This window comes from Nonomuraea terrae (genome assembly GCF_004348995.1).
GTDB classification, from domain to species: Bacteria; Actinomycetota; Actinomycetes; order Streptosporangiales; family Streptosporangiaceae; genus Nonomuraea; species Nonomuraea terrae.
In genome coordinates, this window is sequence record NZ_SMKQ01000014.1 from 64,189 (window position 1) to 83,956 (window position 19,768).

Below are 19,768 nucleotides of genomic sequence, written 5' to 3' on the forward strand. Positions count from 1 at the left end.
GCCGTCATTCGGCGAGGAGATCGTCCGGTGTGGATCGGGCGAGCCCGGCCAGGGTGGCCAGGGCTCGGGAGAGCGTTCGCGGCGGCGGTGAGGCCAGGCCGAGGCGGACCGCGTTCGGGGCGCTGTTGCGTCCGACGGCGAAAGCGGCCGCGGGGGTGATCGCGATGCCGTATCGGGCGGCGGCGGCCACGAACGTGTCGGCCCGCCAAGGGGGCGGGAGTTCCCACCAGCAGTAGTAGGAGCGGGGGTCGCTGCGTATGGCGAAAGCGCCGAGGTGATCCGCGGCGATCTCCTGGCGCATGGCCGCGTCTCGCTGTTTGGCGCGGGCCACCGACCGTGCGGTGTCGTCGGTCAGCCATCGGGTGGCCGCCTCCAGCGCGAACCGCATCGGTGTCCAGCCGCCCGAGCGCAGCGCCGTCGCGACGGGCGCGACGGCGGGTCCCGGCAGGACGGCGAAGCCGAGCGACAGGCCCGGCGCGAGCCTTTTGGACAGGCTGTCGACGAGGATCGTGTGCTCGGGGGCGAAAGCGGCCAGGGGCGGCAGGTCGTCACGGAGGAAGGACCAGATCCCGTCCTCGATCGCGGGCAGGTCCAGGTGGGTGAGGACGTCCGCGAGCTCGGCCCTGCGTTCCGCGGGCATGCTGATCGACAACGGGTTGTGCATGGTCGGCTGGACGTAGACGGCCTTGAGCGGGGCCTTGCGCGCGGCGGCCTCGACGGCCGCGGGATCCAGACCGGCCGCGTCGACCCGCAGCGGGACGAGCGTGACCCCGGCTCGGGTCGCGATCCCCTTGAGCACCGGGTAGGTGAGCTCCTCCACCCCGAGGCGCGCGCCCGGAGGGACCAGCGCGGCGAGGGCCGCCGCGATCGCCTGACGGCCGTTGCCCGCGAACAGCAGCCGTTCGGGTTCGGGGCGCCACGGCCCGCGCGCGAGCAGGTCGGCGACGACGCTGCGCGCCATCGGGGTGCCTGCCGCGCCGACCGGCCGCATGGACGATTCCAGCACGTCGGCGCGCAACAAGGGGCTGATGCCGTCGGCGAGCAGCTTCGCCTGCTCGGGCACGACGGGGTAGTTGAGTTCGAGGTCGATCCTGCTGCCGGTGGGCTCGGCCAAGGCCGGCCCCGGCTGCGGATCGGCGGCCCGGACGAAGGTGCCCCTGCCGACCTCGCCCACGGTCAGGCCCCGGCGGGTCAGCTCCCGGTAGACGCGGGCGGCGGTGGAGCCGGCGATGCCGTGCCGCCGCGCGAAGATCCGCTGCGGTGGCAGCCGGTCACCCGGACGAAGTCTCCCTGCCGCGATCTCCGCGGCGACGGAATCGGCGACCTCGCAAAAGTCCATGCAATCACCACATTGCTCCGAGTTGAATTGCGAGCATTGTACCGAGATTGGGTTGTCGATAGCTTCTTTCGCATGGTCGAACAAACCGCAGTGCTCGGTGTGGCCTCCGTGGGGCTCGGGATGGTGCTGTCGCCGGGGCCCAACATGATGTATCTCGTATCCCGGAGCACCGGCCAGGGACGGCGGGCCGGCATCATCTCCCTGGCCGGGGTCGCGGCGGGTTTCCTCGTCTACCTCGTCGGGGCGAACCTCGGCCTGGCGGTGTTGTTCGCCGCGTTCCCCGAGCTCCTGACCGTCATCCGGATCGCGGGAGCGCTGTACCTGCTGTGGCTGGCCTGGAAGACGCTCAAACCTGGCGGGGTGTCCGTCTTCACGACCCGGCAGGTGCCGCACGATCCTCCGCGGCGGCTCTTCATGATGGGCCTGATGACCAACCTGCTGAACCCGAAGATCGCACTCCTCTACATTTCGGTCATCCCCCAGTTCATCGACCTCGACCGGGGGAACGTGCTGTTCCAGGGCATCATTCTCGGCTGCGTTCAGATCGCGGTCGCCCTGCTGGTCAACCTCTCGATCGTGCTGGCTGCCGGCGGCATCGCCGGTTTCCTGTCCGCCCGTCCCTCGTGGCTCCGCGCGCAACGCGTGGCCATGGGCTCCCTCCTCGCCGTGCTCGCCGTCGCGCTCGCCTTCGCGCATGGGTGAGGATGGGATCGTGGTGAAACCCGTGTACGCGGCCGCCGCCGTGCACGTCGCGGCGCCGCCGGAGCAGGTGTTCGCGCTGGTCACCGACTGGCCGCGGCATCGCGAGTGGATGTTCATGACCAGCGCGCGCCTGGTCGGCGAGCGCACCCTGGAGGCGTACACGGGGGTGTGGCCGGTCGGGTTCCTCGACACGATGACGATCACCTGCTGGGAGCCTCCTGAGCTGATGCTCGTCACGCACACCGGCCGTTTCGTGCGCGGCCGGGGCGCCATCCGGGTACGCCCGCACGACGGCGGCAGCCGGGTGGTGTGGGCGGAGGAGCTCCAGCTGCCCTTCGGCGCGCTCGGCCGGGCCGTGTGGCCGCTGGCCCGGCCTGTCGCGCTCGTCCTGCTCCGCCGCTCCCTGCGTAAACTCGCGTCCCTGGCGACCTGACTTTCTCGGCGGTCAGTGTCCGATCGGCGGGTCCGGCTTCGACGTCTCCACCGAACGGCGCCGCCAGGGCGCCCAGGAAGAGGAGAAACCGCCGTGAAGTACATGATCCTCGTCTACGGTTCGCAGCGCGACTACGACGCTCCTGACGCGCGGGAGATGTCGGCGATCGGTGAGTTCCTGGGGAAGTTCACCGCCGAGCTGGCCGAATCCGGCGAACTGGTCGACACGCAAGGGCTGACCGCCCCGGTGCAGGCGCGCCGGGTCCAGGGATCGGACGACGCGCAGGTCGTCACCGACGGCCCGTTCGCCGAGACCGAGGAGGTGCTGGCCGGCTACTGGATCGTCGAGTGCGCGGGCATCGAGCGCGCCACCGAGATCGCCGCCCGCCTGAACCGGTGCCCCGGGCCCCAGCCGGCATCCGGCACGATCATCCGCCCGATCGCCTGACCCGCCGCCGGCGATCCTCCAGGGCAAGGGAGTTTCCCATGATCGACGACGAAGTGATCCGGCCGTACCGGATCGACATCCCCGGCGACGAGCTGGCCGACCTGCGCGAGCGGCTCGCCCGCACCCGCTGGGCGCCGGAACCGGCCGGCGGCGACAAGGGCTACGGCGTGCCACTGGCCCGCGTACGGGAGCTGGCCGAGCACTGGCGTGACCGCTACGACTGGCGCGCCCAGGAAGCGCGCCTCAACGCCTACCCCCAGTTCACGACCACCATCGACGGGGCGAACGTGCACTTCCTGCATGTCCGCTCCCCGGAACCGGACGCGCTGCCGCTCGTGCTCAGCCACGGCTGGCCCGGCTCGGTCGCCGAGTACCTCGACATCCTGGACCCGCTCAGCGACCCACGCCGGCACGGCCTCGACCCGGCGATCGCGTTCGACCTCGTGGTCCCGTCGCTACCCGGCTTCGGTTTCTCCGGCCCCACCCCCGACACGGGGTGGGGCCCACGCCGGATCGCCCGCGCCTGGGCCGTCCTGATGGAGCGGCTCGGCTACCGCCGCTACGGCGCGGCCGGCAACGACTGGGGCTCGTTCATCTCACCCGAGCTCGGCCGCGTCGCACCACAGGCGGTGGCCGGCGTGCACGTGACCCAGGCGTGGTTCCCACCTCCGGACGACGATCCGCGGTGGCCGGAACGGCTCTCGCCACAGGAGCGGGCGGCGCTTCACGCCTTCCAGCGCTACGTCGACGAGGAGGCCTCCTACGGCGCCGTGCAGGGCCGGCAACCGCAGACCCTCGCGCACGCCCTGGCCGACTCGCCCGTCGGCCTGCTCGGCTGGAACGCCCAGGCCATGCACGAGCACGGCCTCGACACCGACACGCTCCTGACCCACGTCACCATCCACTGGCTCACCGGCACCGCCGGCTCGGCCATCCGGATCTACGCCGAAGCCGAACGAGAGCCACCGCCCGCCAGGCCCATGGCCGTCCCGATCGGCGTCGCGCAGTTCCCCGGCGACCTGGCCTCGATCCGCGCCCTCGCCGAACGCCACTACACCGACATCGTGGCGTGGAACCGCTACGACCGCGGCGGGCACTACGCCGCCCACGACGCCCCCGACCTGCTGGTGGCCGACATCCGCGGGCTGTTCGCCGCGCTCCGGCACCGGATGTGATCACACGGCGGGAGCGGTCTGCCGGGCGGCGTGGTGGCGGACGGCCGCGGCGAACGCGGAGATCACCGGGTGCGGCCGGCGTTCCTCGCCGGCCAGCTCCGGCTGGAACAGCGTGGCCAGGAAGAACGAGTGGCCGGGCAGTTCGGCGGCCCGCACCGCGCCGTCGTCGGCGTGGCCGGAGAACACCATCCCGTGCGCGGCCAGTGTGGCCTTGTAGTCCTCGTTGAGCCCGTACGAGCAGAAGTACGCCTCCACGGTGGTGGACGTGCCCATGATCTGCGCGATGCGCGTGCCCGGCTGCAGCAGGACGCGGCCCTCGTGGCCGGCCAGCGAGCACGCCAGCGGCGCGAGGAGCAGGTCGCGGGCTTCCGGCTCGTTCTCGGCGTGGGCGACGTCCAGCCCGCACACGTTCCTGGCGTACTCCAGCAGCATGTGCTGGAAGCCGCCGCACGTGCCGAGGAACGGGATGCCGTGCTCGCGCGCCACCCGCGCGGCCGCCACCGCGCCGGCCTCGTCGCGGTACGGGCTGCCGGGCACGACCCAGATGCCGTCGAAGCCGTCCAGGCCGCTCACGTCGGTGGTGGAGATCCAGTACGGGTCGAGCGCGATGCCGTCGCGCTCGCGCAGCGCCTCCATGATCAGCGGGATGCGGGTGTGGGAGCGGACGCTGGGTGAGCGGTCCCCGACCAGGGCGATTCTCATGGGCTCCATCCTGGCCGCTCACCCGGATAAGCGCCAACGATGATCCGTGCATCTGATATAAGCGTTCCTGATGGATCCGCATCTGCTCACCACGTTCGTGACCGTCGCCCGCCAGGGCTCGTTCTCCGCCGCCGCCTCCGAGCTCGGCTACACCCAGTCGGCCGTCTCCCAGCAGATCGCCGCGCTGGAGTCAGACCTGGGGCTGCCGCTGCTGCGCCGCCGCCCGGTCGAGCCGACCCCGGCCGGGGCGCGGCTGCTGGAGCACGCCGAGCCGCTGCTGCTGCGCCTGAGCGCGGCCCGCGCCGACGTGCTGCGTGCCGCGGCCCGGCCGCGCCACCGGCTGCACCTGGCCGCGACCCCGCTGGCGGTCAACCCCGTCCTGGCGGAACGCCTGGCGCGGGCGCGCGATCGCGAGGCGCGCCTGGACCTCGTCCTGCACACGTGCGCGGCCGAGCAGGTGGTCGCCGCCGTCGCCGAGGGACGGGCCGAGCTGGGCCTGGCCGGCGGCATCGCGGCGCCCAGCGATCCGCTGCGGCTGCCGGACGCGGGCCCGATGACCACCACCGGGGTGAGCCAGGAGGACCTCGTCGTGGTGCTGCCGCCGGGGCATCCGCTCGCCGGGCGGGCGGCGCTGCGGCTGGCGGATCTCGTCGACGCCCGCTGGCTGGACACGCCGCTGTGCCCGCCGTCGCGGCTGCGCGACCTGGTGGGCGAGGGCTTCGCGGCCGGGCTGGGTTACCAGGGCGACGACGTGCACACGGTCGTCACCCTGGTGGCCGCCGGTCACGGCCTGACCTTGCTGCCGGTCTCGGCGGTGCCGGCGGGGGTGTGCGGGGTGGCGCTGGCCGAGCCCCGGCTGGTGCACCGGGTGGAGCTGCTGCACGGCGCCCTGCCCGCCGGCGCCGCCGCCGGCCTGGCCGCGGCCCTGTCGGGCTGAGCGCTCCCCATTTCCCGCCGCTCAGCGCGTCACTTGGTGTGGTCAGGGGCCCGGGGTCAGGCGTGCCCGTCGCGTCTGCAGGAAGGTTCGTTCGGTGTCGTTGGTGACCAGGGCGATCGCCTCGTCGTAGGCGGCGACGGCATCGGCGGTGCGGCCGAGGCGGGTGAGCAGGTCGGCGCGGGTGGCGGGCAGCAGGTGGTAGCCCGGCAGGTCCAGCTCATCGACGGCGGCCAGCGCCGGCGCCGGTCCGTGCACCTCGGCGACGGCGACCGCCCGGTTGAGCGCGACGACCGGCGTCGGGCTGTGCCGCAGCAGCTGGTCGTAGAGCGCCAGCACCTGCGCCCAGTCGGTCGCCGGCCCATCGGTGTGCACGGCGTTGATCGCGGCCTGCAACTGGTACGGCCCCGGCTGAGCACGGCGCAGGCACCGCCGCACCAGCTCATGCCCTTCGGCGATCAGCTCCCGGTTCCACAACGACCGGTCCTGCTCCGCCAGCACCACCAGCTCACCCGAAGGCCCCACCCGCGCCGGCCGCCGGGCTTCGACGAGCAGGAGCAGCGCCAGCAGCCCGATCACCTCCGGCTCGTCGGGCATCAGCTCGGCGAGCGCTCTGGCCAGGCGAACCGCCTCCAGGCACAGGTCCGTGCGCAGCAGCTCTCCCGACGTGGAGGTGTATCCCTCGTTGAAGACCAGGTAGAGCACGGTGAGCACCGATGTCAGCCGATCGGGGAGTTCGGCGGCCTCCGGCACCCGGTAGGGGATGCCGGCGTCGCGGATCTTCTTCTTCGCGCGGACGATCCGCTGGGAGACGGTCGCCTCCGGCACCAGGTAGGCCCGCGCGATCTGCGCCACCTCCAGCCCGCCGAGCAGGCGCAGGGTGAGCGCGGTCTGCGCGAGCGGCGACAGCGCCGGGTGGCAGCAGGTGAAGATCATGCGGAGCTGGTCGTCGCGCACGGGTCCCACCACCTCTGGCTCGTCGGGTTGGTGCAGCAGCAGCGCCTGCGCGTGGCGGGCCTCGCGGGTGGATTCCCGGCGCAGGCGGTCGATCGCCCGGTTGCGGGCGGTGGTCACGATCCACGCGCCGGGACTGGGCGGCGTCTCGTCCCACTTCTGCACGGCCACCGCGAACGCGTCCTGCACGGCCTCCTCGGCGAGCCCGATGTCACCGAGCAGGCGCGTCAGCGTGGCCACGCACCGGCCGTACTCCGCCCGGTAGACGCTGTCCAGATCCATCCGCGCTCATCCCCACTGCGCGTCCACGAACGGGCGCACCTCGATCGGGGCCCCGCAGGCCAGCGCGCACTTCTCGGCCCAGGACAGCGCCTGGTCCAGGTCCTCGCACCGGATCACCCAGAACCCGCCGAGCTGCTCCTTCGTCTCGGCGAACGGGCCGTCGGTCATCGTGGTCGTGCCGTTGCCGGAGCGGACGACCGTGGTGGCGTGCGAGGGCAGCAGGCCGCCGACGAACACCCACGAACCGGCGGACTGCATCTCGGCGGTGACCTTGGCCGTCCGGGCCATCTGCTCCTGCTTCTCCCCTTCGGACGGCGACGGCGCGCTTTCGTCGAACTGGACGGCGAGCAGGTACTTCTTCACGGCGAACTCCTTCGCAGGATCAGGCGGACAGGCGGCGGGCGACGGCCGGGATCTCGATCGCGGCGGCGACCACGTGCCATCCACGGAACTCACCCGCCGTGGCGGCGGCGACCGCGGCGGTCGGGCCGCCGGTGATCAGTGCCATCGCGGACCTCCGGTGAGCGGCGGCCGGCTCGTCGCCGGCCTCTCACCTTGGCTACGAACGCGCTCGACGCCATTCGACACCCCCGGGAGAAAGAATCAGAAGACGTACTCTCCCCGACCGTGTCCCAGGCGACAAGGCCGATTCAGGGCAGCGCGGCGGTCGCCCGTTCCCGCAGCGACGCCTCGTGCTCCGGATCCGTGCACAAGGTCACCGTCAGCCCGGCGTCGCCCAGGACGGCCAGCAGGGCGGTGAACTGCCCGGCAGGCTCGGCGCTGAGCAGGTCCTCGGCGTGCTCCACGGCCAGGGCGGCGGTCTCGGTGTCGCGCAGGCTGTCGGTGAGCGCGTCCCAGTTGCGGCCGAAGTGGCCGGGAAGGCGCAGCGCCCGCGCCGCCTCCTCGAAGAAGGCGGCACGGGTGCGGCAGGCCCGCCCGTCCATCACCGGGCCGGTGGGCGCCGGGCCGGTGGACACCGCCAGCCAGGACGGCAGCGGACGTGCGGCTGAGCTCATGACAGGTCCTAGAGCCGGTAGAAGTCGGTGTAGTGGTCGGGCGAGAACCACACCGCGCCGGTGCTGCGGTTGACGACGATCCGGTACGCGTCGCGGGCGGCGCCCCTCGCGCGGGAGTACACGTCGTACTCATGGTAAGTGGCGCCGGCGGGCAGCTGGCCTTCGCGGTTGTAGAAGCGTCCGCCGGTGTAGTTGTAGCGGCCGTCCGGCCAGGAGTACCAGCCGGCGGAGGTGGGATAGCCCTTGGACTGCCAGACCGACCTGGCCGCGCGCGCGTCGGCGCACCGCGACATGGTGCAGGAGCCGTAGACGTCGGCGTTCGCGGGGACGACGCCGGCCAGGCCGACGAGCGAGACGAGGGCGGCGAGTACGACGGCGAGCCTCAGCGGCCAGGCGGGTCCGGGGCGTTGCGGGGTGTGCACGGGTCCTCCTCGTGACGTGACGGACACGGAGAGGATCATCGCCCGGCCGGCGAACGTCAACGACAAAGCACCCGAAAGGAATGGTGAACTCTGCGCGGACGATCAGCGCGCCCGCAGCGCGTACACCTCCTGGGTCGCGTCGCGCTGGGTGCGGGTGGCCGAGCGGTCGGTGGTGAAGACGACCACGCCCCGGTCGGCGGCCGGCCAGGTGTTGTCGCCCGGCGTGGTCAGCTGCTCGGCGGCGCTCCAGCCGGTGCGCCCGCGCCGGGAGGTGAACACCTTCCACCGCCAGTCGGCCGAGCGGGAGTCGTACCAGACGGCGCGGATCGTCCGGTCGGGGTCGCGGCTGAGGCGCGGACGCTGGCTCATCGCGTCCGGGGCGAGCCCGACCGGCTCCGCCGGCGTCCAGGTGCGGCCGCCGTCGGCCGAGCGGGAGGCACGCAGCGACAGGTTCGTGCCGGAGCTGCGCAGTGCCCTGGTCTCACGGATGGCCACGAACCCGCCGTCGCCGTCGGCGGCGCGGCTCGGGTGCCGGTCGGCGGCGTCGGCGGCCGTGCTCACGCGTACGGGCTCGCTCCAGGACCGGCCGGAGCGCACGCAGACCAGGATCTGCCAGTTGTCCGGGTCGGTGCCGCCCGGCTGCTCGCCCGGCTCGGGGTGTGGCCCGTCCACAGCGGGTCGGGGTCGAAGCGGTTGTCCTGTCAGGCGACGACGACGCGCCCGTCCTCCCCGATGGCGACCGAGGGGAACAGCGAGGCGGTGAAGCGCGGCGAGCGGGCGTCCTGCGGCGTGCCGAGGTCGACGCTCTTGCCGGGGGCCGGCAGGTTGACCGGTGCGCGGTCCTCGCCGACGACCTGCGCGTACACGTCGAAGGGGCCGCGGGCGTTGTCCCCAACACCACGACGGGGCGCCGCCCGTCGAGGAGGACGAGGCCGGGGTGGACGGCCCTGCCCTGCCCGTCCGACAGCCGCACGCGCACTCGCAGGGACGCCTTGTTCGGCAGCCGGCCGTGCTTCAGGACGATCTCGTCGCCGCCGAGCGCCTCGTACTTCCCGTCGCCGTCGAGGTCGGCCTCGATGGTGACGAAGGGGCCGTTGCGGCGGTAGGACACCGTCGTACGGCCGCCGCGCAGGCCGTCCAGGATGCCGCGCACCGAGCGTTCGGCGGCGAACACCCACGTCGTGGGCTGCCCTGGGCCTGCGGTGCCCCACAGCTCGCGGAAGTGGCAGTCGCTGGCGGCGACGGCGCCGAACCGGAAGCGGGCGTTCCACCGGTTCTCCGCGTAGTCGATCTGGGCGTCGGGGTCGGAGGCGACGTTCCACACCTCGACGGTGTTCAGCCCCTGGACGCTGGCGTTGTCGTCGGGCCCGGCGTCAGGGGTGTACTCGCCGTCGTCGGGGTGGGCGGTGGACCAGACGGCGTCCTGGGCGTGGGCGTCCCAGATCGACTGCTGCACGTGCCGGAACGCCGGGGAGCCGGGCGGGTTGGCGCCGTCCACGACGGTGTCGACCGCGCCGAGCCGGCAGGAAGCCCAGCCCGGTGCGCTCGGCCTCGGCGATCTGGTCGGCGACGGGCAGGTTGCCGGGCAGGGTCTGCTTGGACTGCTGGCGGGGCAGGCTGCCGTCGGCGGAGTGGTCGTCGTGCACGTGCGTGTCGCCGGCCAGCCACTCACCCAGGTCGGGACGTTGCCGGCGGGCGGTACCCCGCACCCGGAGCACGACTGACAGCCGCGGGTTCATGCGCGGCGATCCCGCGCCGGCCTGCGACTCCTGTCCATCCGGCTCCGGGCGGCCGACGCCCGCCTTGGTGATCGGCGATCCCGGCGGCCGACACGAACGCGAACGTCCACGCCTCGCCGAACGCGTCACGAGCCCGGCCGCCGGCGCCGAGTCGGGGACGACGGACAGGCGTGGCGTTCGCCCGCCGCATCGAACCGCGCGAAAGGCTGAGGCTCACACCACCATCGGCAGGCCACGGTCCAGGCCGGTCATGTGCAGTAGCCGCGACATGAACGGGCGTGGCGCGGTCAGGGCCACGGTGATGCCCATCGGCCGGGCGCGGTGCTGGATGCCGACCAGCACGGCGAGCCCGGAGGCGTCGCAGAACGACACTTCCGACAGGTCGACGATGAGCAGGTTCGTGCTGTAGTCCAGCGTGCTCATCAGTTGCCGGCGCAGCGCCGCGCTGCTGAAGATGTCGATCTCGCCGGACAGGTGGACGATCGTCGGCCTCGACGGGTCGGCCACGCCGAGCGGCGCGGGGTCGATGACGGTCATGGGAATTCTCCTTTCGGAGAAGCTGCGACGATGGAGATGCCTGCCGGCCAGAGATCGGCCCGCCGCCAGAACGGGCGGTACCTGAACCGCTCAATCCGGCCGGCAGGCGGCACGTGGGTCACGTCGAGGCCTGGGCCTCCTGCCCGGTGACTGATCCGCCCTCGTTCTCCCAGCGTGCCGAGCCGTCTTCCGGCGCACGCGGGGCGGCGCCGGGCGACGGACAGGCCAGGGCGAGGATGGCGCCGGTGGTCAAGCCGGCGGTGTCCTGGGCGGTGAGGTTGAGCGTGGCCTCGGCGGGCCCGGCTGCGGTGTCCGGCGGGATGATCAGCAGGACGACCGGCTCGCCGGCGGCGAAGGTCAGAGTGATCACGCGTGGATCGGTGTAGCGGAACCAGCCGACCCGGACCTGCCGTCCGCGTGCCGGGAAGCGGTGCGGGATGTGCTGCCAGGCGTCCCGATGCAGGCCGACCCGCAGCGTGGTGCGGCCCAGCCGCTCGTCGACGGCGGCGACGAGAGCGGGCAGTTCGGCGGTGGCGTCGCGGGAGCGGGGCCACCAGGCCCCGTCCACGACGGTTCGCCGCTCCGGCACCGGGTGCAGAATGAGCCGCGGCGCGGCATCGACCCGGGGACGCGCAGGTGTGACACGGCTGGATGGTGGGCGTCGAGGCGCAAGTGTCGTGGTCATGGTCGCCTGGCCCGTCCAGGCCCTCCGGGGAGGGCCGGTCGTGGTTCGCCGGGGGCGACGCCGACTTGAATGCCAACGCTCGAAAAGTCCTCGGTACCTTCAGTCTACCTCACCACGTTCGGCGAAACCGGGCGTGCGCGGGGCGACGTCAGACGTGCCAGCCGCTCACTCCGCCCGGCACCGGCGCGGTCGTGTCGTACGGTTCGCGGGTGAAGATGAACGTGTTGAGGTCGAGGTGGTCGCTCGCCACCCGCAGGGTCTCACCGGCGTAGTAGCCGTCGAGCCCCAGCCACGTCCCGTCGTCCTGCGGCACGAACCGGGAGGCCCGCCCGGGCCCGCCGACCGGCTCCAGCGACAGCCCCCGCTCGGGCAGCAGCCGCAGGGTGTACGGCTTGGGCCCCCAATGCCACAGCCCCGTCACGGGGAGCAGGCCGGGGTCGGCGGCGACCGGCTGCCACTCCTCGGGCAGGCGCGGCTCGTGCTCGTCCAGGAGGTCCAGCAGGTCGCCGAGCAGTGTGCCGCTCATGCCGGAGGTGGTGTTGGCCATGAACAGCACGCCGACGCCTTCGGCCGGATCGCTCCACACGGTGGCCAGGAACCCCGGCATGGAGCCCGTGTGCCCGGCCAGCCGGCGCCCGCCGGCGCGTGACAGCTGCAGGCCGAGCCCGAAGCCGGAGGTCCACCTGTCGCCGTCGTCGACGGTGGCCGGCTCGCGCATCTCGGCGACGGTGCCGGGGGAGAGCACGCCTGCGGTCTCCCCGCACAGGAACGCCGCCCAGCGGGCCAGGTCGTGCGGGGTGGACCACAGCTGCCCGGCCGGCCCCATCGCGTCGGCGTCGTGCTCGGGCTCGGTGAGCAGCACGTCGGCCCACGGGTGGACGGCGTAGCCGGTGGCGTGCGGGGCGCGCGGCCGGGCCGTGGTGTCGCGCATGCCGAGCGGGTCGAGCACCTCCTCCCGCAGCGCCTTGAGCCAGGTGGTGCCGCGCAGCCGGGCGACGAGCTCGCCGAGCAGCGCGAACCCCACGTTGGAGTAGTGGAAGCGCCGCCCCGGCCGGTGTTTGAGCTCGCGGGGGCCTAGCCGGTCGAGCAGTTCCGCGGCCGGGACGCCGGGAGTGCGCTCCCACCAGGCGGTGGGCGGCTCGGCGGTCAGGCCAGTGGTGTGCGACAGCAGCTGGGCGATGGTCAGGTGGCCCAGCTGCGTGCCGGGCAGGTGCCGCTCCAGCGGGTCGGTCAGGTCGAGTACGCCCTCGTCGCGCAGCCGCATCACCACGACGGCGACCATGCTCTTGGTGATCGACCCGATGCGGTACTGCGTGGCGGCGGTGGGGGCGGCGCCGTCGACGCGGCCGCGTCCGCCGAACCACGCCGTCCGCCCGTCGCGGACGATCGCGGCCGTCAGCGACGGGATCCTGCACTCGGCCTGCTCGACGGCCAGCCTGCGCATCAGCGCGCGGGCGGTCGTGTGGTGCACCTGACTCATGGGCGACAAGAGTAGCCGCTGCCTCCACGCCCGCCGCCGGCTCACGAACGGGAACCACCCGGCCGAACGCGCCTTCGCGGCTCGCCGGCCCGAGCCGCAGTCAGCGGGAAGGGGCGCGGTCGAAGGCGTTCAGGATGACCGCGGTGGCGTCCAGGTCGCGGGTGACCGGTCCCAGCCTGGGCACGTCGGCGGAGCCGGGCCAGGTGTGCCCGCCGCCCTCGACCGTGTACAGCGCCAGCGTGGCCCGGCCGGGGCAGGTCCGCCACCGCTGCAGGCGTACGTTCCCGGCCGGGCGGGCGGTGGCGCGGCCGGTGCAGCCGAGCCGGGCCGCCCACGCCGCGGCGGCGCGCTCGACCGGCTCCAGCGTGACGAGCCGTCCGAGGGCGCGCAGGTCGCCGGGGGCGCTGCGCAGCGGGTGCCCGCCCTCGTAGGGGACGACCTGGTCGCCGGTGCCGTGGAAGGCCACGATCGTGGTCGGCGGGGCGTCCTGGCAGGGGCGCACGATGTTGAGCCCGGCGACCGCGGCCACGGCGGACAGGCGGCCGTCCAGCGCGCACACGAGCGAGACGGCCATCGCCGCGCCGTACGACATGCCCGCGGCGAACTGCCGGCGCGCGTCGACGCACAGGGTGCGCCGCAGGTGGTCCAGCAGCGCCGCGAGGAACGCGGTGTCGTCGGGCCCGCCGGTGCGGGGCAGCGTCCACCCCAGGCGCCCGTCGGCGGCCTGCGGCGTGGCCACCACGTAGCCGCGCCGCGTCCCCTGCTCGGCGAGCCGGCTGTAGGCGCGCTGCTGAACGGCGCCGGACCCGAGTCCGTGCAGATCGAGGATGACGGGATGAGGCCCGCCGCCCTCCGGCAGCGCCAGCAGGAACCGCCGCCGCAGCCCGCCATGGGACAGCACGTGCCGCCCGGCCTCCAGCCCCGGCCCGCGCCCGCAGCCATTGACCCCGGCGCCCGTACTGGCACCGCTGGGACGGGCGGGAGGCGAGGCGGCCGGGGGAGGCCCGGCGGCACACCCGGCAGCGACCAGCGCCGCCACCATCAGCATGATCACGCGTGCCCGCATCCGCGCCCCTCCCTGCGGCGCCCCGCCGCACCGCCGCGACGCGTCCGCCGGGGCGCCCGGCTAGCATCGCAGGCATGAGCGAGCCCCGGCCTGTCAGGCTTCCCAACGGCGGCACCTTGTCCTGCGACACCTGCCGCAACGACGTGTTCGAAGAGTACCGGTGGAAGCTCCAGACGACCGGGATGACGTTCTTCAACCTCGACTGGGCCAACCGCGACGCGACCTGCTTCGTGTGCACCTCATGCCGCCGCATCCACTGGTTCCACCTGTGACCGTGCGCCGCCCGGCCCACCCGGGCCGAGCCTGAGGCCGGGGGCCGCCGCGAAGACCCGTCCCACGGTTCCGGACCGGTCTCGCGTCTTCGAACGCGCGCGACGGCCGATCCGGGTGATCTTCAGGCGGCTTGCCCGTGCTGCTCTACTCTTGCCACGAAAGCAGGCGGGAGAGGGGTTCGCGTGAAGCCTGGCGTGGATGATTCCCACGGTTCGTCCTTGGACGCTGTCCTTGAGCGCATTGTCCGTGAATGAGTAACGTGTGATCGTGCGTAACCCCCCACGTCAGGACTTGATCCCCGCCATCGGCTACATCCGCGTCAGCATGATGCTGGAGGAGAAGATCTCCCCGGACATCCAGCGAACCGCGATCACGGAACTGGCCCGCCGCCGTGGCTACCGGATCATCGAATGGGTCGAGGACCTCGACGTCTCTGGCAGGACGTTCCAGCGGAAGATCATGAAGGTCATCGCTGATGTTGAAGACGGCACGGCGAAGGCGATCCTTGTCTGGAAGTACAGCCGCTTCGGACGCAACCGGACCGGCAACCAGCTCAACCTCGCTCGCGTCGAGAAGGCCGGCGGTGAACTGGTCTCCGCGACCGAAGAGATCGACGCCCGTACAGCCGTCGGCAAGCTCACCCGCGGCGTGCTGTTCGAGCTGGCCGCGTTCGAGTCCGACCGGGCGGGGGAGCAGTGGGGCGAGGCATTCCAGAACCGCCTTGCCCGGGGACTTCCCCCGCTCGGCAACCAGCAGTTTGGATACATCAGGCGCGGCCGGATCCGTCACCCGCTCTACCACGACAGGACCCTGGCTGCTCCCGAGGACGGCCCCGAACGCTACGAACCGGATCACGCAAGCGGTATGGCTCGCATCCTCGCGGACTGCTACGACCGATGGATCGCCGACCGGAACTTCTCCACCCTGGCCGACTGGGCGAACGCTCGCGGCGCCCGCACGACGACCGGCGCGAAGTTTAGGCCGGGGGAGATGACGCGGATGATGGACCGCGGCTTCGCCGCAGGTCTGATCTGCGTCCACCATCGTGACTGCCGGTGCGCCAAGCCGTCGACCTGCCGCAACAAGGAGTATCACCCCGGCGCACACGAGGCCGTGATCAGCATGGAGACCTGGGAGACCTACAAGCGGCTCCGGAAGATCACCTCGGCTCTGCCGCCGCGTGCCAGGAGAGCCGTCTACCCGTGCACCAAGCTGCTGAGGTGCGGCTACTGCACCCACACCTACTACCCGCAGAAGGTTCACCACGCGCCCAAGCAGGGCGCCACCTGGGACGTGCTCGCCGAAGAAGTCGGCGTCTCACGCCGCACAATCGCCTACCTGCTTGCGTGGATGCGCGACCAGCAGCTGCTCGTCACCATCGTCACCGGCTCTACCCGGCGCACCCGAGCGGGCAATCTGTGGGGCCTCCTCGATGACGGCTTAGGCAACCTCGCCGCCGAGTACGCCCTCACCATCCCGGACGAGCTGCTGCCCGACGACGTCGCCGAACTCGAGGCGGACGACCCCGAGGAGGAAGAGATCCCCTGGCCCTGCGAAACCGTCACTGAACGGGCCACGTTTTCCCACGTCAGCGGGCATGTGGAACAAGATTGCACCCCCGCTGTTCAGGGTTTCTCTTGGGGAGGATCTTTCCCTAACGCGGGCGCGCGCGACAGCTCCGAGACCACGGGCCCGTCCTGCTCGTGGCCACGCCATGCCACGCCTGGCAGCAAGAGAGAGCAGGTCGCGGCCTGTGAGCGCCTACGCCAAGAGCACTCGCTGACGCTCGGCATCCTGTCGGCGAAGGACCTGCGGTCGCTGCTACGCCACCTCTTCGTCGCTGGGTTCACCGTCGCCGACGTGGAGCATGCGCTGAACCGGATGCCGGACGGGCGCCACTGGGGCGACATCGACCCTGGCCGCCTGGCGGGCACGGTCGAGCGCAAGCGGGGCATGCGGGCCCGGATCCGTCACCGCGTGGGCCTGTGGGTCGACGCTGACGGCACGCCGCTGGTGCGGTCGGCGTCGCAGCAGGCTGAGGAGGCCGAGATCGCGATGTGGCGGGAGCAGGAGCGTCGCCTGGTCGCCGCCTGGGGAGTCCACGACCCCGAACCGGTCGACCAGGTCGCGCCCGTGGTACAGCTGGCCGAGCGGCGGACCCCGCCTGCGGAGTACCTGGCCGCCCGGGCGGCGCTTCGGGCTCGGCTGAGGGAGGGGGCGTGATGGGCAGCTCGACGTCGCCGCAGGTGCCCGCGCACCTGCTGGACCTGGCCGGCCGCTTCTTCGCCGCTGGGTGGAGTCACGCGGACGTGCTGCACGCGCTGAACAATTCGCCGGACGGCTCGCCGCTGTGGGGCGACCCGATGCGGTGGAGGTGGCCAAGGCGCGGCTGCGGCTCTGGATGGATGGGTCGATGCGGCCGATCCTGTCGCGGTCGCAGCAGCTGGCCCGCGCCCACTCGGCGAGGATGCGAGCGCAAACGCTGGCGCGGGCAGCGCAGGCGGAGGCGCTGCAGCGGGCGGCGTCGGATCCGGCGGCGGCGGCTGCGCGCGCGAGGGAGATCGTGGCGAAGGTGCTGCCGGCCGCTGCTGAGCCGCTGACCAAGCGCGAGCCGAAGACGGGGACGCGGAAGGACCGGGAGCGGTGGCGCCGGTTGGATGAGGCTGCGGCGTCTGCGGTGGTGGCTGGCGCAGCCGCTGAGGCGTGGGAGCCGGAGCCTGAGCCGGTGGTGGATCCGGCGGAGGAGGCGCGGTTGCGGGCGGTGCGTCGGGCGCGGTGGGAGCGCGCGAGTCGCAGCGTGGCGCGGCAGGCCCCGCCGCGGGTACCGCCGGACTGCGGCTGAAAGGCGGGCCGCCTTCACCCGAAACCGCAGATCAGGCGAGGGGGCCGGGCGCCGAAGTTGCTGTTCTAGATGACCGTGCCCGGAGTGGGGCCGGATTGCCTCCCACGGCTGACCCACGGTGCCGATCTGGGAGTACGTCCGGGCCTGGACGATGTCGAGCTGGCCACGCTGGAGTACCTCGACTGGTACAACCATCGCCGGCTGCACACCGCCTGCGGCGACATCCCACCCCGATACAGTTCGAGAACGCGTCCTCCGTGGCATGACAATCCAGGAACGCGACTCCACCGAAGTCGGGGCACACGAGAGTCTCCACGAAACCCGGCGCAGTTCAACCATCCGATCGTTAGCGTCTTATCCGCAGATCATGGCATGGGGCGACGCCCGGTAGGCGGCCAGGAGAGGTCCGCTGACGTTTGCCAGTTGCCGGCGTTACTGCCCTTTGATGTACTGGATGTACTCCTCGCGCGTGACAAAGCCGTCGCCATTGAAATCAACTTGCGGGAACTCCTGCAGGGCGTCGCGCTGGGGCGCGCCCATGATTGTCAGCCATCCCACCCAGTCGCTGAGCGACAGCATGCCGTCGCCGTCACTGTTTTGCACCTCATATAGCGCAAGCTGGAGCGGGGTGGCGAACCCGTCGATAAAGCCGGGCGCCCGAAAGGCCTCAATGAACCTTTGCCTGCTGATCTTCCCATCTCCGTCAGCGTTCCTACTGAGCTCCTGCCACATCTGGTTGCTCGCGGAGATGAGCTTGCGGACGGCCTCGAAGCGGGAGGCGTCCATGGCGTTCATGCACAACCTCATGATGAGCATATCAAAGTCGGTCTGGTCGATTATGTCGTCGTTGTGAAACAGCATGAACAGCTTCTCGGCGCGCTCTTCTGCCAGCGTCACGATTGTCACCTGTCCTCTTCTTCTGATGGGTCGCCGTAGCACTCAAACAAAAATATCGCGCGGCTACTGCTGCGGATAGCCCTCTGGCGACCTCGCCGGACTCACTGATGTTGGCCCGTGACCGCACTGATGCGAGTGCTCTTGCTTGCGTCTACGCGTGGCCACAGTCGCGCGAGAGCGCTCCTGATCGCGCGTCTTGTGCAGGATGTCGCGACGCTCCTCGGAGCGCTTAGAAGCGCTCTCGAACGCGTTTCCCAACGTCAAAGGGTCGTTTTGCAAACGAGACGACTCTATGGCAAGATTGATCTCAGCAAAACACGTTGTGACCTGCGGAAACGCTGTGGAACACCGGAGCGGCGGCACCCCGCCACCACCGCCCAGATCGCGGAGAACATGCTCGGCATCCTGCGCCAGCTCACCGACGCCCACAACCGCGAGCTCCACACCATGCACGAGATCGTCATCGGGCAGACCACCGAAGCCCTCGCCAGCCTCCTGCGCGAGTGCAACTGGCCGCGCGGCATGGCGCTCCAAGCGATCAACCACGCCATGGTCAACCACACCACGCTGCGCCAGGCTAAGTACGCCTGCCAGATCGGCTGACCCAAACCCACAGCCCCGGCGGCACCCACCGCCGGCCCCGCACAACCAACCCAACCCGGCCGCTGCTGCTAGCACTACAGCTAGCAGCACGGCATATCCCCCGAGGAGAACTCAGCCATGGCACCGAAGCCCACCCTTGAGCAGTCCAACATCGTCGACGCCTTCACCCCCGGCGACAAAAACCTCGTCGTCGAGGCTGGCGCCGGCTGCGGCAAGACCACCCTGCTCAAGATGGCGGCTCGCGCGGTCCCCAACCGTAAGGGCATGTACATCGCGTACAACAAGGCTCTCCGCAATGACCAACCGGTGCTAACCCCTGACGGCTGGAAGGTCATCGGCGACATGTGCGTCGGAGACCTTGTGATCGGTCTAGACGGCAAGGCGCACAGCGTCACGAAGGTCCACCCGCGTGGCGTCCGCCCGATGTTCGAGGTCGTGTTCAGCGACGGCACCATTGTGGTCGCGGACGAGGAGCATCTGTGGCTCACCCAGACCATCACCTACGATGCCAGGCCGGTTTCGCCGGTGAAGTGGCGGATCCGCACGACCCAGCAGATCGCTGACACCGTTCACCAGAAGCACCGCGTGCCGCACCTCCAAGCGGCAGCTGAGCTAAATCACCGCCACGATCTGCCGATCTCGTCGTACCTGCTCGGCGCGCTCCTTGGCGACGGCTCCTTCTGCCACCACGCAGTGTTGTTCTCATGCGCCGAGGATGACCTTGTCGAACTCGTGCGAGCGGAGCTGCCGGAAGGGCATGCCATCAACGCTCAGCAGGACGGTGGGCGCGGCCGGTCCTGGCTAATCAGCGGAGGCCGCAAGGGTAGCCAGGGCAGCAACAAGGTGATGGCGGCGCTCCGCGACCTCGGGCTCCACGGCCACCGTTCCGGCACGAAGTTCGTCCCGCCGATGTACCTGTACGCCAGCGCAGAGCAGAGGCTCGCTTTGCTCCAGGGCCTGATGGACACGGATGGATGCGCCAGCGGTGTGCAGTCCTTCTTCCGGACGACCAGCAAGCAGCTTGCCGATGATGTGGTCTTTCTTGCGCAGTCTCTTGGTGGCGTCGCCACCGTCGGCCAGCACGAGAACGGTTCCTACCTGGTCAACGTGCGCCTAGGCCGTGTTTTCAAAGTGATCTAGATGGTGGATCATGGTGTGGTGATCCGGCGTCATGAGCTCACTGATGAGGAGTGGGACAGGCTGCGGCCGTTTCTGCCTGTCTCGCGGTTAGGTCGTCCAC

Annotated in this window: 25 protein-coding genes; 11 read left to right on the forward strand and 14 right to left on the reverse strand. The window is 71.4% G+C overall.

Annotated elements, in window-relative coordinates:
- Positions 1-4: 4 nt before the first annotated feature.
- A complete protein-coding gene (locus E1286_RS08030; RefSeq protein ID WP_132610251.1) occupies positions 5-1,339 on the reverse strand; it encodes an aminotransferase-like domain-containing protein in 1,335 nt (444 codons plus the stop codon).
- Between the two features lie 72 nt (positions 1,340-1,411).
- Between E1286_RS08030 and E1286_RS08035 the strand changes: the two genes are divergently transcribed.
- The 4 genes from E1286_RS08035 to E1286_RS08050 all read left to right on the forward strand — a co-directional run bounded on the left by E1286_RS08035 (position 1,412) and on the right by E1286_RS08050 (position 4,096).
- Positions 1,412-2,041: a LysE family translocator gene (locus E1286_RS08035; protein WP_132610253.1), complete on the forward strand. Its 630-nt coding sequence runs from the start codon at positions 1,412-1,414 to the stop codon at positions 2,039-2,041.
- 10 nt (positions 2,042-2,051) lie between these two features.
- Complete coding sequence (locus tag E1286_RS08040) at positions 2,052-2,474, forward strand: SRPBCC family protein (protein WP_223189704.1); 423 nt, start codon at positions 2,052-2,054, stop codon at positions 2,472-2,474.
- Positions 2,475-2,576: 102 nt separating this feature from the next.
- Positions 2,577-2,921 carry a YciI family protein gene (locus E1286_RS08045; RefSeq protein WP_246074576.1) on the forward strand — a complete coding sequence of 115 codons (345 nt, stop codon included), beginning with the start codon at positions 2,577-2,579 and terminating at the stop codon, positions 2,919-2,921.
- Positions 2,922-2,959: 38 nt separating this feature from the next.
- Positions 2,960-4,096, forward strand: coding sequence for an epoxide hydrolase family protein (locus E1286_RS08050; RefSeq protein ID WP_132610259.1), 1,137 nt, complete (start codon positions 2,960-2,962; stop codon positions 4,094-4,096).
- On the opposite strand, the gene E1286_RS08055 is transcribed toward E1286_RS08050, so the two are convergent.
- Positions 4,097-4,798 carry a CTP synthase C-terminal region-related (seleno)protein gene (locus E1286_RS08055; protein ID WP_246074570.1) on the reverse strand — a complete coding sequence of 234 codons (702 nt, stop codon included), beginning with the start codon at positions 4,796-4,798 and terminating at the stop codon, positions 4,097-4,099. It lies immediately after the preceding gene.
- A 70-nt stretch (positions 4,799-4,868) separates the two neighbouring features.
- Between E1286_RS08055 and E1286_RS08060 the strand changes: the two genes are divergently transcribed.
- Positions 4,869-5,735 (forward strand): LysR family transcriptional regulator, encoded by an 867-nt coding sequence (locus tag E1286_RS08060; RefSeq protein ID WP_132610263.1) that lies wholly within the window; start codon positions 4,869-4,871, stop codon positions 5,733-5,735.
- A 42-nt stretch (positions 5,736-5,777) separates the two neighbouring features.
- On the opposite strand, the gene E1286_RS08065 is transcribed toward E1286_RS08060, so the two are convergent.
- The 7 genes from E1286_RS08065 to E1286_RS47670 form a co-directional block, all read right to left on the reverse strand.
- A complete protein-coding gene (locus tag E1286_RS08065) occupies positions 5,778-6,968 on the reverse strand; it encodes an RNA polymerase sigma factor (protein WP_132610265.1) in 1,191 nt (396 codons plus the stop codon).
- 6 nt (positions 6,969-6,974) lie between these two features.
- Positions 6,975-7,331 carry a YciI family protein gene (locus tag E1286_RS08070; protein WP_132610267.1) on the reverse strand — a complete coding sequence of 119 codons (357 nt, stop codon included), beginning with the start codon at positions 7,329-7,331 and terminating at the stop codon, positions 6,975-6,977.
- A 19-nt stretch (positions 7,332-7,350) separates the two neighbouring features.
- The gene (locus E1286_RS51180) at positions 7,351-7,476 is read right to left on the reverse strand and encodes a hypothetical protein (RefSeq protein ID WP_281282632.1); all 126 of its coding nucleotides are present in this window, start codon (positions 7,474-7,476) and stop codon (positions 7,351-7,353) included.
- Between the two features lie 142 nt (positions 7,477-7,618).
- Positions 7,619-7,984, reverse strand: coding sequence for a barstar family protein (locus E1286_RS08075; protein ID WP_132610269.1), 366 nt, complete (start codon positions 7,982-7,984; stop codon positions 7,619-7,621).
- Positions 7,985-7,992: 8 nt separating this feature from the next.
- Complete coding sequence (locus tag E1286_RS08080; RefSeq protein ID WP_223189706.1) at positions 7,993-8,406, reverse strand: ribonuclease domain-containing protein; 414 nt, start codon at positions 8,404-8,406, stop codon at positions 7,993-7,995.
- A gap of 102 nt (positions 8,407-8,508) precedes the next feature.
- Positions 8,509-9,078 carry a sialidase family protein gene (locus E1286_RS08085; protein ID WP_132610271.1) on the reverse strand — a complete coding sequence of 190 codons (570 nt, stop codon included), beginning with the start codon at positions 9,076-9,078 and terminating at the stop codon, positions 8,509-8,511.
- A 29-nt stretch (positions 9,079-9,107) separates the two neighbouring features.
- Complete coding sequence (locus tag E1286_RS47670) at positions 9,108-9,272, reverse strand: hypothetical protein (protein ID WP_165969635.1); 165 nt, start codon at positions 9,270-9,272, stop codon at positions 9,108-9,110.
- 465 nt (positions 9,273-9,737) lie between these two features.
- Between E1286_RS47670 and E1286_RS08090 the strand changes: the two genes are divergently transcribed.
- Positions 9,738-10,130 carry a hypothetical protein gene (locus E1286_RS08090; RefSeq protein ID WP_132610273.1) on the forward strand — a complete coding sequence of 131 codons (393 nt, stop codon included), beginning with the start codon at positions 9,738-9,740 and terminating at the stop codon, positions 10,128-10,130.
- A gap of 228 nt (positions 10,131-10,358) precedes the next feature.
- Here E1286_RS08090 and E1286_RS08095 read toward each other — a convergent pair whose 3' ends face one another.
- The 4 genes from E1286_RS08095 to E1286_RS08110 all read right to left on the reverse strand — a co-directional run bounded on the left by E1286_RS08095 (position 10,359) and on the right by E1286_RS08110 (position 13,913).
- Positions 10,359-10,682 (reverse strand): STAS domain-containing protein, encoded by a 324-nt coding sequence (locus tag E1286_RS08095; protein WP_132610275.1) that lies wholly within the window; start codon positions 10,680-10,682, stop codon positions 10,359-10,361.
- 118 nt (positions 10,683-10,800) lie between these two features.
- The gene (locus tag E1286_RS08100; protein WP_281282633.1) at positions 10,801-11,367 is read right to left on the reverse strand and encodes a DUF5994 family protein; all 567 of its coding nucleotides are present in this window, start codon (positions 11,365-11,367) and stop codon (positions 10,801-10,803) included.
- Between the two features lie 148 nt (positions 11,368-11,515).
- Entirely contained in the window at positions 11,516-12,847 is a 1,332-nt protein-coding gene (locus E1286_RS08105; protein ID WP_132610279.1) for a serine hydrolase domain-containing protein, read from the reverse strand.
- 100 nt (positions 12,848-12,947) lie between these two features.
- Positions 12,948-13,913: a CE1 family esterase gene (locus E1286_RS08110; RefSeq protein ID WP_132610281.1), complete on the reverse strand. Its 966-nt coding sequence runs from the start codon at positions 13,911-13,913 to the stop codon at positions 12,948-12,950.
- Between the two features lie 74 nt (positions 13,914-13,987).
- Here E1286_RS08110 and E1286_RS08115 point away from each other — a divergent pair, with 74 nt between their 5' ends.
- The 3 genes from E1286_RS08115 (at position 13,988) to E1286_RS08125 (ending at position 17,028) form a co-directional block, all read left to right on the forward strand.
- Complete coding sequence (locus tag E1286_RS08115) at positions 13,988-14,185, forward strand: hypothetical protein (RefSeq protein WP_132610283.1); 198 nt, start codon at positions 13,988-13,990, stop codon at positions 14,183-14,185.
- Between the two features lie 262 nt (positions 14,186-14,447).
- Complete coding sequence (locus E1286_RS08120) at positions 14,448-16,409, forward strand: recombinase family protein (protein ID WP_132610285.1); 1,962 nt, start codon at positions 14,448-14,450, stop codon at positions 16,407-16,409.
- 145 nt (positions 16,410-16,554) lie between these two features.
- Positions 16,555-17,028 (forward strand): hypothetical protein, encoded by a 474-nt coding sequence (locus E1286_RS08125; protein WP_132610287.1) that lies wholly within the window; start codon positions 16,555-16,557, stop codon positions 17,026-17,028.
- 432 nt (positions 17,029-17,460) lie between these two features.
- Here the strand turns inward: E1286_RS08125 and E1286_RS08130 are convergent, their stop codons facing one another.
- On the reverse strand, positions 17,461-17,925 hold the full coding sequence (locus tag E1286_RS08130; RefSeq protein WP_132610289.1) for an EF-hand domain-containing protein: 465 nt from the start codon (positions 17,923-17,925) through the stop codon (positions 17,461-17,463).
- Positions 17,926-18,318: 393 nt separating this feature from the next.
- Here E1286_RS08130 and E1286_RS08135 point away from each other — a divergent pair, with 393 nt between their 5' ends.
- Together E1286_RS08135 and E1286_RS08140 are read left to right on the forward strand one after the other, a co-directional pair.
- A complete protein-coding gene (locus E1286_RS08135; protein WP_132610291.1) occupies positions 18,319-18,528 on the forward strand; it encodes a hypothetical protein in 210 nt (69 codons plus the stop codon).
- Positions 18,529-18,645: 117 nt separating this feature from the next.
- Entirely contained in the window at positions 18,646-19,668 is a 1,023-nt protein-coding gene (locus E1286_RS08140; protein ID WP_132610293.1) for an LAGLIDADG family homing endonuclease, read from the forward strand.
- Positions 19,669-19,768: the final 100 nt, after the last annotated feature.

Excerpts from the sequence above, each read along its gene's own strand:
- E1286_RS08030 (WP_132610251.1), bottom strand. The coding sequence starts at position 1,339 with ATGGACTTTTGCGAGGTCGCCGATTCCGTCGCCGCGGAGATCGCGGCA.
- E1286_RS08035 (WP_132610253.1), top strand. The coding sequence starts at position 1,412 with ATGGTCGAACAAACCGCAGTGCTCGGTGTGGCCTCCGTGGGGCTCGGG.
- E1286_RS08045 (WP_246074576.1), top strand. The coding sequence starts at position 2,577 with ATGATCCTCGTCTACGGTTCGCAGCGCGACTACGACGCTCCTGACGCG.
- E1286_RS08050 (WP_132610259.1), top strand. The coding sequence starts at position 2,960 with ATGATCGACGACGAAGTGATCCGGCCGTACCGGATCGACATCCCCGGC.
- E1286_RS08055 (WP_246074570.1), bottom strand. The coding sequence starts at position 4,798 with ATGAGAATCGCCCTGGTCGGGGACCGCTCACCCAGCGTCCGCTCCCAC.
- E1286_RS08060 (WP_132610263.1), top strand. The coding sequence starts at position 4,869 with ATGGATCCGCATCTGCTCACCACGTTCGTGACCGTCGCCCGCCAGGGC.
- E1286_RS08065 (WP_132610265.1), bottom strand. The coding sequence starts at position 6,968 with ATGGATCTGGACAGCGTCTACCGGGCGGAGTACGGCCGGTGCGTGGCC.
- E1286_RS51180 (WP_281282632.1), bottom strand. The coding sequence starts at position 7,476 with ATGGCACTGATCACCGGCGGCCCGACCGCCGCGGTCGCCGCCGCCACG.
- E1286_RS08075 (WP_132610269.1), bottom strand. The coding sequence starts at position 7,984 with ATGAGCTCAGCCGCACGTCCGCTGCCGTCCTGGCTGGCGGTGTCCACC.
- E1286_RS08095 (WP_132610275.1), bottom strand. The coding sequence starts at position 10,682 with ATGACCGTCATCGACCCCGCGCCGCTCGGCGTGGCCGACCCGTCGAGG.
- E1286_RS08100 (WP_281282633.1), bottom strand. The coding sequence starts at position 11,367 with ATGACCACGACACTTGCGCCTCGACGCCCACCATCCAGCCGTGTCACA.
- E1286_RS08105 (WP_132610279.1), bottom strand. The coding sequence starts at position 12,847 with ATGAGTCAGGTGCACCACACGACCGCCCGCGCGCTGATGCGCAGGCTG.
- E1286_RS08110 (WP_132610281.1), bottom strand. The coding sequence starts at position 13,913 with ATGCGGGCACGCGTGATCATGCTGATGGTGGCGGCGCTGGTCGCTGCC.
- E1286_RS08115 (WP_132610283.1), top strand. The coding sequence starts at position 13,988 with ATGAGCGAGCCCCGGCCTGTCAGGCTTCCCAACGGCGGCACCTTGTCC.
- E1286_RS08135 (WP_132610291.1), top strand. The coding sequence starts at position 18,319 with ATGCTCGGCATCCTGCGCCAGCTCACCGACGCCCACAACCGCGAGCTC.
- E1286_RS08140 (WP_132610293.1), top strand. The coding sequence starts at position 18,646 with ATGGCACCGAAGCCCACCCTTGAGCAGTCCAACATCGTCGACGCCTTC.